At 67.8% G+C, this 16,618-nt stretch carries 18 protein-coding genes; 11 read left to right on the top strand and 7 right to left on the bottom strand.

Annotated features, from left to right (window positions below; translation table 11 throughout):
• Window positions 1-109: 109 nt before the first annotated feature.
• On the bottom strand, window positions 110-238 hold the full coding sequence (locus B5Y19_RS26595) for a hypothetical protein (RefSeq protein ID WP_280174379.1): 129 nt from the start codon (window positions 236-238) through the stop codon (window positions 110-112).
• Window positions 239-422: 184 nt separating this feature from the next.
• On the bottom strand, window positions 423-905 hold the full coding sequence (locus B5Y19_RS26060; RefSeq protein ID WP_055727064.1) for a glycosyltransferase family 2 protein: 483 nt from the start codon (window positions 903-905) through the stop codon (window positions 423-425).
• A 122-nt stretch (window positions 906-1,027) separates the two neighbouring features.
• Here B5Y19_RS26060 and B5Y19_RS08425 point away from each other — a divergent pair, with 122 nt between their 5' ends.
• The 4 genes from B5Y19_RS08425 to B5Y19_RS08440 all read left to right on the top strand — a co-directional run bounded on the left by B5Y19_RS08425 (window position 1,028) and on the right by B5Y19_RS08440 (window position 5,471).
• Window positions 1,028-2,221 (top strand): PA0069 family radical SAM protein, encoded by a 1,194-nt coding sequence (locus tag B5Y19_RS08425; RefSeq protein ID WP_079591335.1) that lies wholly within the window; start codon window positions 1,028-1,030, stop codon window positions 2,219-2,221.
• Window positions 2,222-2,358: 137 nt separating this feature from the next.
• A complete protein-coding gene (locus tag B5Y19_RS08430) occupies window positions 2,359-3,012 on the top strand; it encodes a ribonuclease HII (RefSeq protein ID WP_411914147.1) in 654 nt (217 codons plus the stop codon).
• A 423-nt stretch (window positions 3,013-3,435) separates the two neighbouring features.
• A complete protein-coding gene (locus B5Y19_RS08435; RefSeq protein ID WP_079591336.1) occupies window positions 3,436-4,638 on the top strand; it encodes a site-specific DNA-methyltransferase in 1,203 nt (400 codons plus the stop codon).
• Window positions 4,639-4,742: 104 nt separating this feature from the next.
• Window positions 4,743-5,471 carry a papain-like cysteine protease family protein gene (locus tag B5Y19_RS08440; protein WP_055727067.1) on the top strand — a complete coding sequence of 243 codons (729 nt, stop codon included), beginning with the start codon at window positions 4,743-4,745 and terminating at the stop codon, window positions 5,469-5,471.
• Window positions 5,472-5,537: 66 nt separating this feature from the next.
• Here the strand turns inward: B5Y19_RS08440 and mutY are convergent, their stop codons facing one another.
• From mutY to B5Y19_RS08465, 5 genes are all read right to left on the bottom strand, one after another.
• A complete protein-coding gene (gene mutY / locus B5Y19_RS08445; RefSeq protein ID WP_055727068.1) occupies window positions 5,538-6,626 on the bottom strand; it encodes an A/G-specific adenine glycosylase in 1,089 nt (362 codons plus the stop codon).
• Between the two features lie 166 nt (window positions 6,627-6,792).
• Window positions 6,793-7,620: a hypothetical protein gene (locus B5Y19_RS08450; protein ID WP_139384317.1), complete on the bottom strand. Its 828-nt coding sequence runs from the start codon at window positions 7,618-7,620 to the stop codon at window positions 6,793-6,795.
• A 299-nt stretch (window positions 7,621-7,919) separates the two neighbouring features.
• Entirely contained in the window at window positions 7,920-8,369 is a 450-nt protein-coding gene (rpiB, locus tag B5Y19_RS08455) for a ribose 5-phosphate isomerase B (protein ID WP_055727070.1), read from the bottom strand.
• Between the two features lie 124 nt (window positions 8,370-8,493).
• Window positions 8,494-8,871 carry a YkvA family protein gene (locus B5Y19_RS08460; RefSeq protein ID WP_055727071.1) on the bottom strand — a complete coding sequence of 126 codons (378 nt, stop codon included), beginning with the start codon at window positions 8,869-8,871 and terminating at the stop codon, window positions 8,494-8,496.
• A gap of 52 nt (window positions 8,872-8,923) precedes the next feature.
• Window positions 8,924-9,133 (bottom strand): hypothetical protein, encoded by a 210-nt coding sequence (locus B5Y19_RS08465; RefSeq protein WP_055727072.1) that lies wholly within the window; start codon window positions 9,131-9,133, stop codon window positions 8,924-8,926.
• 131 nt (window positions 9,134-9,264) lie between these two features.
• On the opposite strand from B5Y19_RS08465, the gene B5Y19_RS08470 reads away from it, so the two are divergent.
• The 7 genes from B5Y19_RS08470 to B5Y19_RS08500 all read left to right on the top strand — a co-directional run bounded on the left by B5Y19_RS08470 (window position 9,265) and on the right by B5Y19_RS08500 (window position 16,609).
• A complete protein-coding gene (locus B5Y19_RS08470) occupies window positions 9,265-9,762 on the top strand; it encodes a DUF721 domain-containing protein (protein ID WP_055727073.1) in 498 nt (165 codons plus the stop codon).
• A gap of 94 nt (window positions 9,763-9,856) precedes the next feature.
• Window positions 9,857-10,477, top strand: a complete 621-nt coding sequence (locus B5Y19_RS08475; RefSeq protein WP_055727074.1) for a DsbA family protein — start codon at window positions 9,857-9,859, stop codon at window positions 10,475-10,477.
• Between the two features lie 171 nt (window positions 10,478-10,648).
• Window positions 10,649-14,104 (top strand): chromosome segregation protein SMC, encoded by a 3,456-nt coding sequence (gene smc, locus B5Y19_RS08480; protein WP_079591339.1) that lies wholly within the window; start codon window positions 10,649-10,651, stop codon window positions 14,102-14,104.
• Window positions 14,105-14,457: 353 nt separating this feature from the next.
• Complete coding sequence (locus B5Y19_RS08485; protein WP_079591340.1) at window positions 14,458-14,808, top strand: AtpZ/AtpI family protein; 351 nt, start codon at window positions 14,458-14,460, stop codon at window positions 14,806-14,808.
• A 43-nt stretch (window positions 14,809-14,851) separates the two neighbouring features.
• A complete protein-coding gene (locus B5Y19_RS08490) occupies window positions 14,852-15,616 on the top strand; it encodes a F0F1 ATP synthase subunit A (RefSeq protein WP_055730796.1) in 765 nt (254 codons plus the stop codon).
• 64 nt (window positions 15,617-15,680) lie between these two features.
• Window positions 15,681-15,908: a F0F1 ATP synthase subunit C gene (locus B5Y19_RS08495; RefSeq protein WP_038360954.1), complete on the top strand. Its 228-nt coding sequence runs from the start codon at window positions 15,681-15,683 to the stop codon at window positions 15,906-15,908.
• Between the two features lie 113 nt (window positions 15,909-16,021).
• The gene (locus tag B5Y19_RS08500) at window positions 16,022-16,609 is read left to right on the top strand and encodes a F0F1 ATP synthase subunit B family protein (protein ID WP_244555533.1); all 588 of its coding nucleotides are present in this window, start codon (window positions 16,022-16,024) and stop codon (window positions 16,607-16,609) included.
• The last annotated feature ends 9 nt before the right edge of the window (window positions 16,610-16,618 follow it).

Consider the following 16,618-nt stretch of genomic DNA (forward strand, 5'->3'; position numbering starts at 1 on the left):
GCCTCGTCCGATCGGATGGCAGGGCGATCCGATTGGGCCAGGCGCCCTCCTTCGACAGCGGAGAGACACAATCACTGACCGGGCTCAGTCAGCCCGGCCGGATCTGGCTTCAGCTCCAGAATCCTTGCTGGTGCTCGCGGGGCGAAAACGTCTCCGTTTCGTCCTGCCGCTCCTCGCGATCTTCCGCCTGCTCGCACTCGGTCTCGAGCGCGCCATCGGAATCGTGCCGATCAAGCATGAGTCTCTCCTTTCAATCGGTGAGGTGCTTCGGGCAGGCGGAAGATAGGGATTTATGTTGCGATGCACAAGTTTGACGCAACGCCACATAGCGCTTGCCATGCCGAGAGGCGCCGCTCCGGCCCGGATTCTTGCGACAAAAGGCAGCGTCCGCCCCTTCCCCGTGACGGGCGCCCGCAGCCGCTCTAGCCGGCCCTGGCCCGCCGCACCGGCAGGCGTTTCGGCCGCCGCCCCAGCCGCCCGGCCTGTGCCGCCGCCTTCGGCAGGATCAGCCCGGGCCGGAGCTGCCGGCCGGCGAAGGCGACGGCAGCGCGCTCCCGCAGGGAAGCCACCCCGCCCTCCAGCGGAATCAGCGCCGGCTGCCCGGATGCCAGCAGGAGATGGCGCTCCGCCGTCTCCACCCAATGCGTCTGAGGCACGTCTCCGGCATCGAGCAGAACGATCCAGTCGCCCCGCGCCTCGCCCGCGCCGCGTTGCCAGGCCTCGCCCCCGCCGCTGAGATAGCGGGCTCCCGTCGCATCGGCGATGCGCTCGATCTCGAGGTTGCCCGCCGGGTCGACGATCACGGCATGCCCCAAAAAGCCTTCGGCCACGGCCGGGACCAGCACGGAGAGCGTGGCGGCAAGTGCTTGCGGGGAACCGTCTGCCCTGATCACGGCTGTGAGCATACGCAGAGTCTTATGCGGCAGCGCAGCACGCCGCAATCCTGCCGCTTGCGCTTTGTTCTCGTTATGTTCACAATAGCGCCCATCAGCGACGATGATTCCGATCAGCGATACGGCTCTCGATCATGCTTCAGCCAAAACCAACCTCGCAGCCGAAGGCGCCCCGCGCGCTCAAGCGGCATGACGGGCAGACGGCGAGCATCTCCGCTCCGATCGTCGCGCCTGCCGACCCGATGGCCTATGTCGGCAGCCGCATCGACCCGGAACGGCGCCGCGGGCGCGGCGCCACCATCAACCCCGGCGGGCGCTACGAGGCCGAACAGCGCGTCGCGGAGGATGATGGCTGGGGCTCGCTGGAGGAACTGCCGCCGTTCAAGACGGAGATCGCCTATGAGAAGGCGCGCAACATCATCACGCGCAACGACTCGCCCGACATCTCCTTCGACCGCTCGATCAACCCCTATCGCGGCTGCGAGCATGGCTGCGTCTACTGCTTCGCGCGGCCGACCCATGCCTATCTCGGGCTGTCGCCGGGCCTCGACTTCGAGAGCAAGCTGACGGCCAAGCCCGACGCGGCGGCGCTGCTGGAGAAGGAGCTTTCCGCCCCCTCCTACCAGCCGCGCACCATCGCGATCGGCACCAATACCGACGCCTACCAGCCCATCGAGAAGAAACTCCGGATCATGCGGCAGATCCTCGAGGTTCTGGCGAAGTTCAATCATCCCGTGGGCATCGTCACCAAATCGGCGCTGGTCCAGCGCGACATCGATATCCTGGCGCCGATGGCCGCGAAGGGGCTGGCCAAGGTCGCGATCTCGGTGACGACGCTCGATCCCAAGACCGCGCGGGGGATGGAGCCGCGCGCCGCCTCGCCAATGAAGCGGCTGGAGACGATCAGGAGATTGTCGGAAGCCGGCATCCCGGTGACGGTTCTGGTCGCGCCGATCGTGCCGGCGATCAACGAGCACGAGATCGAGCGCATCCTCGATTCCGCCAAGGCAGCCGGTGCGCAGGAGGCCGGCTACGTCCTGCTCAGATTGCCGCTCGAGGTGCGCGACATCGTGCAGGAATGGCTGCTGACCCATCACCCGGACAAGCTCCGGCACGTGATGTCGCTGATCCGCTCGACGCGCGGCGGCAAGGACTACGATTCGCAATGGGGCCAGCGCATGGTCGGCTCCGGCCCCTATGCCTGGATGATCGGGCGGCGCTTCGAGCTGGCGGCCGAGCGCATCGGCTTCAACGCGACCCGGCGGCGGCTGCGCACCGACCTGTTCCTGAAGCCGGAAAAGGAAAAGGCGCAGCTCAGCCTGTTCTGAAGAGCAGATCGACGCCCTGCCCGCCGTTATGGCGAGCATCCACGCCTTGAACACAGCATGACGAAGACGCGGATGGCCGGGACAAGCCCGGCCCATGGCGGAGCGAGCGAAACGCAATCCAGCGCAGAGGGCCGGGAATGTCTCTGGCTCCTTGGGAATGGATGCTGCATAACCCCGCCATGCCCGCCGACTTCAACCGCGAGACGAACGCCATCGCCAACGGCCTGTGGCCGCTCGCCGGCATCGACGAGGTCGGCCGCGGGCCGCTGGCGGGGCCCGTCGTGGCGGCCGCCGTCATCCTCGACCCCGCTCGGGTGCCGCACGGGCTCGACGATTCGAAGAAGCTGCCCGCGCCCGTGCGCGAAGAACTCTTCGGCGAGATCATGGAGCGGGCGCTCGCCGTCAGCGTCGCCAGCGCGACCGCCGCCGAGATCGACCGGATCAATATCCGGCAGGCGACGCTGCTGGCGATGCGCCGGGCAGTCGCAGGCCTGCCGCTCGCGCCGCTGCATGTGCTGGTCGACGGCAACGACCCGCCGCAGTTCGGCTGCGGCTGCGAGGCGATCATCCAGGGCGATGGAGCGGTCGCGTCCATCGCCGCGGCCTCGATCGTCGCCAAGGTGACCCGCGACCGGATGATGGCGCGGCTGTGCCGGCGCTATCCGGCCTACGGCTTTTCCGGCCATGTCGGCTATGCGACCCCGCAGCATCGCCGGGCCATCGCCGAACACGGCCCCTGCCCCGAGCACCGCTATTCCTTCGCCCCCGTGAAGGGCGTCTGGTTCCGGTAGGAAACGGCCGACGCCCCATTTTCGGACGAAGCGCGCCGTCATTCCGAGGCAGACTAAAGGCCTGAGCCCGGAACCCATGAACACGGCGCTGTTCCGGTTTCGTCGAACTCGACCTCGATCGACGAAGACGTGGATGGTCGGGACAAGCCCGACCATGATGGGAGTGTCGTTTCCAAGGCTTGCAGGCTCTTTGCTACGCGAAGCCTCGCAATGGCGGCATAGAGCCCGTGCCGCAGATGCCCGCGCTGCCCCAGCGGCACCGAGAAACGTTAATTCCTGTTAGGAATTCTCCTTTTTTGCCAATAGGCTAGGCAATTTCTGCAGCCCCAAAACGGGACGCATTTTTTTCAACGTGGAAACCCGGCCTTTACCCTGTCCCGGCCAATATCGCGCTCGTTGAAGTTGCGTAACGGTCTTGGCGTCATGGGTATCTCGCGTACCGGGACCGCCAGCGCTCCCGTCCGGATTCAGGTTTCGCGTACCGGACGGCCAGCGCTGGGGGCCCGGATGAAGGCCAAGAGCCTTCTCCACACCAGCAGCACTCCGCAGGAGCTGCCGCTCGATCAGGTCCTCGTCGGCGACTGCGTCGCGGCGATGGAGGCCCTGCCTCCGGCAAGTGTCGATCTGATCTTTGCCGACCCGCCCTATAACCTCCAGCTCGGTGGCGATCTGCGCCGGCCCGACGACAGCCTCGTCGACGCCGTCGACGACGACTGGGACAAGTTCGCCTCCTTCTCCGACTATGACGCGTTCACCCGCGCCTGGCTTGCGGCCGCGCGGCGCGTGCTGAAGCCGGATGGGGCGCTGTGGGTCATCGGCAGCTACCACAACATCTTCCGCGTCGGCGCGACGCTGCAGGATCTCGGCTTCTGGATGCTGAACGACATCGTCTGGCGCAAGGCCAATCCGATGCCGAATTTCCGCGGCCGGCGCTTCACCAACGCCCATGAGACGCTGATCTGGGCGGCCCGCGGCGAGAGCTCGAAATACACCTTCCATTACGAGGCGCTGAAGGGCGGCAATGACGACCTGCAGATGCGCTCGGACTGGTACCTGCCGCTCTGCACCGGCGAGGAGCGCCTGAAGGACGACAACGGCGCCAAGGTGCATCCGACGCAGAAGCCGGAAGCGCTGCTCGCCCGCGTGCTGCTCTCGGCGAGCAACCCCGGCGACGTCGTGCTCGACCCCTTCTTCGGAACGGGGACAACCGGCGCCGTCGCCAAGGCGCTCGGCCGCCGCTTCATCGGCCTTGAACGCGATCCGGTCTACGCCAAGGCGGCGCGTGAGCGCATCGCAGCGGTGACGCCGCTCGCGCCCGAAGCCTTCTCCACCGCGCCCTCGAAGCGCAGCGAGCCGCGCGTGCCCTTCCTCAGCCTGGTGGAAGCCGGGCTGGTGAAGGCGGGCGAGACCGTCCATGACGAGAAGCGCCGCTACAAGGCCGTGGTGCGTGCCGACGGCACGCTGTTGCTCGGCCCGGCGGTCGGCTCGATTCACAAGGTCGGCGCGCTGGCGCAGGGCCTGCCGGCCTGCAATGGCTGGACCTTCTGGCATGTCGAGCGCCAGGGCGGGCTGACCGTTCTCGACGCGCTGCGCGGCGAGATCAGGGCGCAGATGGCGGCCGCCTAAGCCGCCGCCCCACGAGCCTCCGCCCTCCCGTCATCCGTTCAGAGGACGCGCACCCGCCGCCGGGGCGCGCATCCTGAATGCATGACAGCGAGGGCGGGAGCACCATGGCCACGATCCTCAAGACCGGCTCCCACGGGACCGAGGTCAAGAAGCTTCAGGAAGCGCTCAACGCCAAGCTGAAACCGCGGCCAGCGCTCGTGCCCGACAGCCAGTTCGGCGCCCTGACCCGCAGCGCGGTACTCGCGTTCCAGCGCAAGAACTGGCTGGTCGAGGATGCCGAGGCGGGGCCGGCGACCCAATCCTGCCTCTATGACACCGAGGCCTTCACGCCGATCCTGCACAAGGTCGCCTTCATCGCCCAGCCCACCAACACGACCTGCTGGGCGACCTCGACCGCGATGATGAAGAACTCGACCGTTCCGATCATCATCGCGAAGACGCCGCCGGACATGATCCTTCCCGATGGCTCCCTGGCGAATTCGTCGGAGAGCGACCAGGCGGTCGTGACCGGGCAGCGCTATGGCCGCATCCACGGGCTGCGCTGCAACGCGCCGATGTCCTGGTCGGTCGAGCTGCTCAGGCAGGCGCTCTCGCGCGGGCCGCTGATGTTCGACATGCTCTGGCGCGTCGACGAATACACCGCCGGGCGCGGCAGCCCGGGCCACATGATCGTGGTGGTCGGCATGCGCGGCGACGGCAATCCGGACGGCACTGGCACGACGCTACGCATCCACGACCCCTGGCCGCCGAACCGCGGCAAGATCTACTCGAAGGGCTACTTCAAATGGTCGGTCGACCTGCCGACGATGACCTACCGCGTCTTCGAGCGCTAGATCGCCGCGCGTCCTGCCGGACGCGATAACGGCGACCTATGCATTTGTTATCGCATGGAATTCTTCCTAAAGGTGGACTCCACTTTTAGGACCGATGCGAAAGAGCCCGGCGCGCTCGACGACCTTCAGCATGACGCTCGGCAGCGGCTCGCCGGCGAGATCGGCCAGCGGCGTGAAGCGCATGCCGGGCGGTGCCGGCGTCGGCGTCGGCACGCTGCCGGTGAACACCGTCAGCTCCAGCGGAAAATGGGTGAAGACGTGGCGCACCGGCTGCGCAACCTGCGTCCAGCGCAAGGCCAGCGGCGCGTCCTGCGCGGCGCCGTCGAGCTCGTAATCGGCGCGCCATTCGCTGGTCGGGACCTCGGCCATGCCGCCGAGCAGCCCCTTGGCCGGCCGTGTCCTGAGCAGGATGGCGCCGTCGGCACGCGTCAGAACGAAGGCGGCGCCGTAGCGGGTCTGGCCCGCCTTCTTCGGCGCCTTGCGCGGAAAGCTCTCCTGCGTGCCCTCCTCCCGCGCCTGGCAGGGCTCGCGCCAGGGGCAAAGCCCGCAGGCCGGGTTGCGCGGCGTGCAGATGGTGGCGCCGAGATCCATCAGGGCCTGAGCGAAATCCCCCGGCCGGTCATGCGGCAATAGGGTCAGCACCTTGTCGCGAATCAGCGGCCTCGCCCCCGGCAACTCGTCCGCGATCGCGAAGAGCCGCGTCATGACGCGTTCGACATTGCCGTCGACGGCCGCGGCCGGCCGGCCGAAGGCGATCGCCGCGACGGCGCCGGCCGTATAGGCGCCGATGCCTGGCAAGGCGCGCAACCCCTCCTCGTTATCGGGAAAACGGCCGCCATTCAGCTCCATCACCGCCTTGGCGCAGGCATGGAGGTTGCGGGCGCGGGAATAATAGCCGAGCCCGGCCCAGGCCTGCATGACATCCTCGGAAGGCGCGGCTGCGAGCGCCGCCACCGTGGGGAAGCGGGCCATAAAGCGTTCGTAATAGGGCTTCACCGCCGTGACCGTGGTCTGCTGCAGCATGATCTCGGAGGCCCAGACCCGGTAGGGATCGGGCCGCTCGCCCACGCCCGCGCGCCAAGGCAGCGCCCGGCGATGCCGATCGTACCAGGCGAGAAGATCGGCGGCGCGAGGCATCGAAACGGCGACGTCCATGCCCCGGTCTAACGCGAGAAGGCGTGGCGATGGAAGGGTTGGCGGATCACGGAAATCGCGTTTGGACTCGCACTCGGGAACGCCGCCCTTTTGACCCGGCGCGAAAGCCGCGCCGGGCATGCCGAGCTTTGCAAGCAAGGCGCGCGGGATCCGCCTCGCAACGCCGCTATTTCAGCGTAGCGATGATGGCGTCGATGTCCTTGCAATCCTGCGCGGAAGGAGCCGCGCTGGCACGCTCGTCGACCGCCCTCATCGCGTCATGGGCCTTCTTGAGGCGCTCGATCATCGCCGGCGACTGATCCTTCATCAGCATGTTGGAGGTGATATCCGTCACCTGCATGGAACGCTTGTTGAGCTCCTCCCTGGTGCAGCTTCCGGCAGCGGGAGGGGCAGCCCCGCCACCATCGTTCGCAGCCGCAGGCTTCGCTTTCGCCGCGCCGTCCCGCAACCGGACCGTCGAGACGGCGAGATCACAAGCCGGAGCGAATTGCTCGGCCTTGTCTGCCCGGTAGATGCATTCGAAATTGTAAGCCTTGCCGCTCGCTATCGTGAAAACATAGCGTTTGATCTGCGGACGCTCCTTGCTGAAAGGCATTCGAGCGTTCTGGAAGATCATGTCGACGGCGGGCCGGCCGAGCATCGTGGTCATGGACGAGGATTTGAGCGTGGTCGAGGCCAAACGCGCGACCGCTTTCGTGAACGCGTCCGTGATGTCGGGCCGTGTCGTCTCGCTCACCTCCTTGAAATCTCCCGCGTCGCGAGGGCCGAGAAAGGTGACGATGACATCGCCATTCGTCGGCGAAGACGCGGTTACGCCGGTCACGTCGCCGGTTCCATCGGCGAACTCGTGATCCAGCGCGAAATTCAGGGGATAGCTGAACGTATAGGAGCCATCGGGGGCATCGAAAACCCGCGTGCCCTGCGCGGCGACAGCGGTCGGCATGGTCAATGCAAGGGCCAATAGGAGGCCGGCACGTGCAAAAAACGACATCATCTTCCTTATGTCTTGATGGGAGCAGCCTATCGCGGCAGCGCGATCTTGATGGATCGATCGAGTTCGACGGTCATTTCGGTGCGGTGGAACATCTTCACAACCGAATCTGATCTCACCGTCCTGCGTCGCCGACCGGCGGCGATCGCGCAGCACATTCCTATGCAGCCGCTTGCGGCCGACAAGCGTCGTGCCCACAGTACAGCCATGCTCGCCGAACCAATCGATGACGGCATCGCTCGCGCCCGCACGCAGGGCGGCGCCCGGCGATGCCGGCCGTACCGGGCGAGCGAAGAACGGCGCTAGCTCTCCGGCGACCCGATCATCGCGACCCGCGTCGCATGCCGGCCACCCTCGAACGGGGCGGTCAGGAACGCATCGACGATATCGAGCGCCAGCCAGTCCCCCACCACGCGCGCGCCGATCGACAGCATGTTGGCGTCATTGTGCTGGCGGATCATGCGGGCCGAGAACGTGTCGGAGCAGACGCCGCAACGGATGCCCTCGACCTTGTTCGCCGCCATCATGATGCCCTGGCCGCTGCCGCACAGGATGATGCCGAGCCGGCAATCACCGGAGGCGACGAGCCGCGCCGCCGCCTTGCCGTGCTGCGGATAGTCAGTGCTCTCCGACGTGGTCGGGCCGATATCGACCACCTCCCAGCCCTGCGCGGCGACATGAGCGGCAATGGCCTGTCGGAGCTGAATGGCGGTATGGTCGCTCGAGAGTGCGATGCGGTTGTTGGCTGTCACGGCGAAGTCGTCCCGTTTTCCGAGGCAATCTGGCGGCTCGGCCGAGTTGGATCAGGCGCTTCCTGCTTCGTCAATTCTGCCAGCGACCGCGTGACGGAAATCTGCCGAAAACGGAGACGGCCCGCTATCGGAAATACCGCAGAGCCCAGAAGCCGAGAGCGGCCAGGCAAGATATCCAGACGCAAACGATGACGACCGCCCCTGACAGGCTGCGCGGTCGCGCGGCGCGCTCGTCCGCCTGCCGGCGAAAATCGTTCATCAGGTCCGGTGGAATGAGGCGAACGGCCAGGGCGATTCCGGCCGGGACGATCAACAGATCGTCCAGATAGCCGAGAATCGGAATGAAATCCGGAACGAGGTCGACCGGGCTCAAAGCGTAGGCGGCGACTGCCGCTGCGATCACCTTGGCGAGCCGGGGAGTCCGTGGATCGCGGGCCGCGATCCAGAGAGTGACGCCATCACGCTTCAGCCGTCGTGCCCATTGCTTCACGCGCTTCAGCATCGAGGACCTGTGGCATGAGCTGGACAAGCCCGCAACGGTGGGGAGCGGGCCCTCAGCCGCGCCCCAGATGCCGATCGAGAGCCCCTTGCAACTGCTCGACGCGGATGGCCAGAGCTTCCTTGGTCAGGTTGACCCCTTCCGGCGCACCCTCGATCGACAGAAGGACGCCTTGCTCGGCCATTTCCAGCTGTTCCTGCGCAAGCTCCAGATGCTTTTTCAGGACTTGCGTGATGCGGTCCTTGGCCGCCTGGGTCGTATCCATAGGCCCCTCGCTTGTTCACTGGCGATGGAGCGACGATCGCATAGCCGAGACGGCGAGCCAAACCTTCTGCCGCTCACAATCGACTGCATCTCCCGCTTGCGGGCAGCATGCCTCGCCCCCACAATGAAGCCATGGCCGCCAGACCCCTCGCAGAACTGATCGACGACTGCATCGCGCCCGCTCTCGCCGCGCAGGGCTTTGCCGGGCGCGCCATCGTCGCGCTCTGGCCCGAGATCGTCGGCGAGCGGCTCGCCGCGCGCTCGCGCCCGCTCAAGATCGACTGGCCGCGCCGCCGTCCGGCGCCGGGCGAGCCGGCCGAACCCGCCACGATGGTCGTGCGCGTCGAGGGCGCCTTCGCGTTGGAGATGCAGCAGCTCGGGCCGCTGGTGGTCGAGCGGGTCAACACCCATCTCGGCTGGCGCGCCGTCGGCAAGCTCGTGCTCAAGCAGGGGCCGGTCGCGGCTCCGGTCGCAGCCAGGCCGATGCCGAAGCTCGACGGCGAGGAGGCCGCCCGCGTCGAGGCGCAGGTCGCCTGCGTCGCCGACGAGGGCTTACGCGAGGCGCTGGCGCGGCTCGGCAGGGCCGTCGCGCTCAACGCGAAAGCGCGAGCCCCTGACACGGCTTCGTGAGCAGGGCCCCGCGCGGCACGATGCGCTCTTGCCACAATCGCGTTCACCTCTATAGCTCCGCCACCGATTTCGACCTTTCCGGGGATTTCTCACGATGACGAACAGGCGACAGCTCCTGACCGGCGCAGCCGGCATCGCCGCTGCCGCGCTCGCCGGCCTCAACGCCGCGCGGGCCCAGACCAAGATGCCCGAGGCCGGCCCGCTGGGCGATGTCTGGCTCGGCTCGCCCGATGCCAAGGTCACGATCATCGAATACGCCTCGCTGACCTGCAGCCACTGCGCGCATTTCCACGCCGAGGCCTGGCCGGAGCTCAAGAAGAAGTACATCGACACCGGGAAGGTGCGCTTCACGCTGCGCGAGTTCCCGCTCGATCCGCTGGCGACGGCCGGCTTCATGCTGTCGCGCTGCAACGGCAACGAGAAGTTCTATCCGATGACGGACCTGCTGTTCGCGCAGCAGCGCAACTGGGCCTTCACGGAGAAGCCGGTCGATGCGCTGTCCGCCCTGGTCAAGCAGGCCGGTTTCACACAGGAATCCTTCGAAGCCTGCTTGAAACGGCAGGATATCTATGACGCCGTCACGGTCGTGAAGGATGGCGGGGCCAAGGCTGGCGTGGATTCGACGCCGACCTTTTTCATCAACGGGCAGAAGCGTTCCGGTGCGCTCACGATCGCCGAGTTCGACAAGATCCTGGAGCCGCTCCTCGCCAAGTGAGCGGACGGCTTTCGCAGTACCGGCTCACGCCGTCATCCCGGCCAGGCCGCCAAGCGGCGCAGAGCCGGGATCCATGCCCGAACCCCAAACGGAGGCGTTCCGGAATGGATCCCGGGTCTCAGTGCGGTCGCCCGGGATGACGCCCGTGAGGACAAGAGGCGAGGCGCGGCCATGCACCTGACGCGCCTCAAGCTTACCGGCTTCAAGACCTTCGTCGAGCCGACCGAGTTCGCGATCGAGCCGGGGCTGACCGGCATCGTCGGGCCCAATGGCTGCGGCAAGTCCAACCTCGTCGAAGCCCTGCGCTGGGTGATGGGCGAAAGCTCGTTCAAGAACATGCGCGGCTCGGGGATGGACGACGTCATCTTCGGCGGCTCGAACGAGCGCCCGGCCCGCAACATGGCCGAGGTCTCGCTGACCCTAGACAACAGCGACCGCAAGGCCCCGGCCGCCTTCAACGACACCGACGTCCTCGAAGTCACGCGCCGGATCGAGCGCGAGGAAGGTTCGACCTACCGCATCAACGGCAAGGAAGTCCGCGCCCGGGACGTGCAGCTCCTCTTCGCCGACGCCGCAACCGGGGCGCGCTCGCCGGCGCTGGTGCGGCAAGGGCAGATCAGCGAGATCATCTCGGCCAAGCCGCAGTCGCGCCGGCGCATCCTTGAGGATGCCGCCGGCATCGCCGGCCTGCACAGCCGCCGCCACGAGGCCGAGCTCCGGCTCAGGGGCGCCGAGGAGAACCTGACCCGCCTGGAAGACGTGCTCGGCGAAATCGACGGGCAGATCGAGGCGCTGCAACGGCAGGCGCGGCAGGCCGGGCGCTATCGCAGCCTCGCCGCCGATATCCGTCGCGCCGAGGCGACGCTGGCGCTGATCGCGCTGCATGACGCCCGAGCCCAGGAAGCCCAGGCCTCGCATGTGCTGGAGGAGGCGGTGCGCGGCGTCGCCGACCAGACCGGCATCCAGGCGGAAGCCGCCAAGCGGCAGGCCATCGCCGCCCATGAGATGCCGGCGCTGCGCGAAGGCGAAGCTGCCGCCGCCGCCGCACTGGTCCGGCTGAAGCGCGGCCTCGACGAACTCGAAGCCGAGAATCGCCGCGCCCGGCAGCGGGCAGAAGAACTCGGGCGCCGGCTTGGCGAGCTCGAGGCCGATCTCGCGCGGCAGGAGAGCGTCGGGCGCGACGCGGCCGAAAGCCTCGCCCGGCTGTCGGCGGAGGACGAGGCGCTCGCCCGCGAGGGCGACGGTGCAGGCTCGGGCGCGGAAGCGGCGGAGGCGGCGCGGCGCGAAGCGGAAGGGGCGCTGGCCGTGGCGGAAGGCGAGCATGCCGCCGCGCAGGCCGCTCTCTCCGATCTCGCGGCCCGCCGAAGCGCGCTGGAACAGTCGCTGCGTGAGGCGCGTCAGCGGCAGGACCGCGCCAGCGGCGAGCGCGACAAGCTGCGCCGCGAGCTCGAAATCCTCGATTCGTCCAATGCGAAGACGCTGCTCGACAGGCTGCGCGAAGCCCTGGCAACGGCCGAGAAGGCGATGAAGGCCGCCGAAGCCGATGTCGGCAAGGCGCGAGCGGCAGTCGTAGCGGCACGCGAGCGCGAGGCGGAGCTGCGCAACCCGCTCGCCGAGGCCGACCGCCGGGCACAGCGTCTCGACACCGAGATCGGCACGCTGCGCAAGCTGCTCGCGCCGGCGGCCGGCGATCGCTGGCCCGCCATTCTCGAAGCGCTGAGCGTCGCCAAGGGCTACGAGGTCGCGCTGGGCGCAGCCCTCGGCGACGATCTCGACGCCTCAACAGAAGCCGCCGCCCCCGCACATTGGGACGATACCGGCGAAGGCAGCGACGACCCCGCCTTGCCCGAAGCAGCCGAGCCGCTGCTCGACCATGTCAGGGCTCCAGTGGCCCTGCGGCGGCGGCTGGCACAGATCGGCATCGTCGCGCGCGGCAAGGGCGAAGCGCTGCGGCGTCAGCTGAAGCAGGGGCAGATCCTGGTCTCGCGCGAAGGCGATCTCTGGCGCTGGGACGGCTTCACCAGTGCCGCCGAAGCGCCCTCCCCGGCGGCGCGGCGACTCTCCGAGAAAAACCGCCTCGCGGATCTGGAGCGCGAGGCCAAGGCGGCGCGCGTGGCGGCGGAGGAAGCCCGCCGGGCGCTGGAAGCCGTCACCCTCGCGGCCCGCCAGGCGGCGCAGGCGGAAACGACAGCGATCGAAGAGGCCCGGCAGGCACGCCGCGGCGTCGACGAGTCCCGCGAGCAGCTCGCCGCTGCCGAGCGCAAGGCGGCGGAGACGCTGGTCAAGCGCTCGACCCTGGCCGAGGCGATCAAGCGGCTCGGGGCCGCCGTCTCCGACGCGGCCGCCCAGGCAACGACGCATGAGACGGGACTGGCGGCACTCCCCGCCCCTGCCGAGCTCGAGAACACCCTGCTCAAGGCGCGGCTGCATCTGGGCGAATGCCGGGCGGCGGCCTCCGATGCACGCGCCCGGGTCCAGACCCTGGCACGGGAGGCCGAGCTGCGGGCCGGGCGCCGCGCCGCCATCGCCGCCGACATTGCGGCCTGGCGCGAGCGCGCGGCAGCAAGCCTGCAGACCGCCGAAGAGACCCGGCGCCGGATCGCGGCGGCCGGGGCCGAGCGGCAGGCATTGCTGGAAGCGCCCGACACCTTCCTGAGCGAGCGGCGCCGAATCGTCGCCGAGATCGAGCAGGCGGAAGGCGCACGGCGCGAGGCGGCCGACAGGCTCGCCGCCGGCGAGACCGCGCTGGCCGAGGCCGACCGGCAGGCCCGCATCGCGCTCGAAGGCCTCTCCGGCGCGCGCGAGCGCCGCGCCTCGGCCGAGGCGCGGCTGGAGGCGGCGCGCCAGCGCGTGGCCGACATCACGCGCGAGATCGAGGACCGTCTCGAAACCGGGCTCGAAGGGCTGCAGGGAATCGCCGGCATCAAGCCGGGCGACGCCTTGCCGGAGCCGGAGGCGGTCGAGCGGCGGCTCGCCAACCTCAAGGGCGAGCGCGAGCGGCTCGGCGCCGTCAACCTGCGGGCCGAGGACGAGCTCACGGAAGTCAGGACCAAGCGCGAGGGGCTGTCCGGCGAGCGCGACGACCTGACCGAGGCGATCAGGCGCCTGCGCCAGGCGATCGGCGCGCTCAACCGCGAAGGGCGCGAGCGGCTGATCGCCGCCTTCGACATCGTCAACCAGCATTTCCAGCGGCTGTTCGGCATCCTGTTCGGCGGCGGCGAGGCCGAGCTCAGGCTGGTGGATTCGGAAGACCCGCTCGATGCCGGGCTCGAGATCTTCGCCCGCCCGCCCGGCAAGAAACCGCAGGTGATGACGCTGCTCTCCGGCGGCGAGCAGGCGCTGACCGCGACCGCGCTAATCTTCGCGGTGTTCCTGACCAATCCCTCGCCGATCTGCGTGCTCGACGAGGTCGACGCGCCGCTCGACGACGCCAATGTCGAGCGCTACTGCGACCTGCTCGTCGACATGGCGCGGAACACCGAGACGCGCTTCATCCTGATCACCCACAACCCGATCACCATGGCGCGGATGCAGCGCCTCTTCGGCGTGACCATGGCCGAGCGCGGCGTCAGCCAGATGGTTTCGGTCGACCTCTCCACCGCCGAGCGCATCCGCGAGGCGGGTTAGGCTCGAACCGCCATTGCGAGCGCAGCGAAGCAATCCAGGAGGATTCGCCGAGAGCTTCGGCCCGGTCTCCCTGGATCGCCTCCTCGCAATGACGGCACGGAGCGGGTGGGAAAGCGCGTCGGCCCGGATGAAAAAATGCCACAATCGGCGCCGCATTGCGGCAAGAATGTCGCATCTGACCCGTTTTTCTAAATATTCCAATGCGTTAGATGTTATCAACGTGCCTTGACAGCGCGGGGGGCTGTCAATAAAGGAGGCCGTGCTGACGACGGCTCGATGCGCGGGTTTGGCAGAGGTTATAGTGGTTTTTCGCGAGATCGCGGCGTTATCGCGATCAAGACGGAGCCAAGACCATGTCCGAACCCGACCCAAACGCCTCAGATTCGGAGTTGCGCGCAAGACTGGGTTCCCTGAAGTCCGCGATCAAGCGGGCGGAGGAGAGCGATAAGCCGGGCGCGAGCTCGGTTGGACAGGACAAGGCCCTTGCGGGCGCAATGTCCTCAGGCTTTCGCGCCGCGACGGATCTCGCAGGTGGCATCATCGCAGGCGCCCTGATCGGGTACCTCGGCGACCGATGGCTGGGAACGTCCCCGTTCCTGCTGATCGCCTTCATGGTGATCGGAACCATCGCGGGCTTCAGATCCGTCTATCGGCTCGGTTCGCGCCCGACCTCCGGGTCGAAGGGCGACCCGAAGGAAGATTGACCGAAGGGGCGGCCCGCAAGGCCGCGCGACGAGGGACGAGATCATGGCGGCTGGCGGCGGAATCGATCCGATCCACCAATTCCACATCAACCCGATCGTGGAGCTGAAGCCGTTCGGCGTCGATCTCTCCTTCACCAACACCTCGCTGTGGATGGTGATCGTGCTCGCCGTCGTCTCGGCGATCATGATCTATGGCTCGAGCCAGCGTTCGGTCGTTCCCGGCCGCCTGCAGTCGCTCGCCGAGATGGCCTATGAATTCGTGGCCTCGACCATGACCGGCGTCATGGGCAAGGACGGCCTGAAGTTCTTCCCCTTCGTATTCTCGCTGTTCATGTTCGTGCTGGCGAGCAACCTGCTCGGCCTGCTGCCGGGCTCCTTCACCGTCACCAGCCAGATCATCGTCACCGCCGCCCTGGCGCTGCTCGTCATCAGCATCGTGGTGATCTACGGCGTCGTGAAGCACGGCACCCATTTCTTCGGCCTGTTCGTGCCGTCGGGCGTCCCCGGCTGGCTGCTGCCCTTCATGGTGCTGATCGAGGCCGTCTCCTTCCTGTCGCGCCCGGTCTCGCTCTCGCTTCGTCTCTTCGGCAACATGCTCGCCGGCCACATCGCGCTCAAGGTCTTCGGCGGCTTCGTCGTGGTCCTGCTCGGCTCGGGCGCCGCGCTGAACTATGCGATCGCGCCGCTGCCGCTGCTGCTAGCCGTCGCCCTCACGGCGCTCGAAGTCCTCGTCGCAGTCCTGCAGGCCTATGTCTTCGCGATCCTGACCTGCGTCTATCTCAACGACGCGCTGCACCCCGGCCACTGAGGCCAGGGCAGCGCTCGCGAGAGTTCATCCCACCCTTTAAAACCTTCCACACTGGAGAAAGACCATGGATCCTGTTGCAGCCAAGTTCATCGGCGCCGGCCTCGCCTCGCTCGGCATGGGCCTCGCCGCCATCGGCGTCGGCACCATCTTCGGCAACTTCCTCTCGGGCGCCCTGCGCAACCCGTCGGCCGCCGACGGCCAGTTCCCGCGCGCCTTCATCGGCGCGGCGCTCGCCGAAGGTCTGGGCATCTTCGCGTTCGTCGTCGCGCTCGTCCTGCTCTTCGTGGTCTGACGCTTTCGTCGACCGCTTTCTCGTCGCGCGCTCGGGTCATCCGGCCAAGCGCGCGACGGTTTCCTATCTTAAGCGCTGAAAGGCACGCTATGCCGGTTCGATCTTCAGGGTTCGTGCGACAAGGATGGCTTCTGGCTGTCGGCTCGTTCGCCACTCTGGTGGCGGGTGCGGCGCAGGCTGCCACTCCGGGCCTGAGCGGCGAGAAGGCCTCCTTCCCGCCCTTCGACCCCGCGCATTTCGCCAGCAACCTGTTCTGGCTCGCGATCACCTTCGCGGCGCTCTACTGGCTGATGTCCAAGGTCGCGCTGCCGCGCCTCGGCTCGATCCTGGAAGAGCGTGCGGATACGATCGGCCGCGATCTCGACCAGGCCACCGAGATGCAGGCCAAGGCCGAAGAAATGGCCCAGGCCTATGAGAAGGCCCTCGGCGAGGCCCGCAAGAACGCCCAGGGCATCGCCCAGACGGCGCGCGAGACGGGCGCCAAGGCGAGCGAGGCCCAGCGCCATGCTACCGAAGCGGAGCTCGCGGCTAAGCTTGCCCAGGCCGAGGCGACCATCGCCAAGACCAAGGTCAAGGCGATGGGCAATGTGCGCGATCTCGGCAGCGACGTCGCCGTCGCGATCGTCACCAAGCTGACCGGTCAGGCTCCCAGCGCCAGCGAGGCGTCGGCAGCTATCGACCAGGCCCTGACGCGCGGCTGAGGAGAGATC

Source organism: Allobosea thiooxidans, from assembly GCF_900168195.1.
In the GTDB taxonomy this organism is placed as follows: Bacteria; Pseudomonadota; Alphaproteobacteria; order Rhizobiales; family Beijerinckiaceae; genus Allobosea; species Allobosea thiooxidans.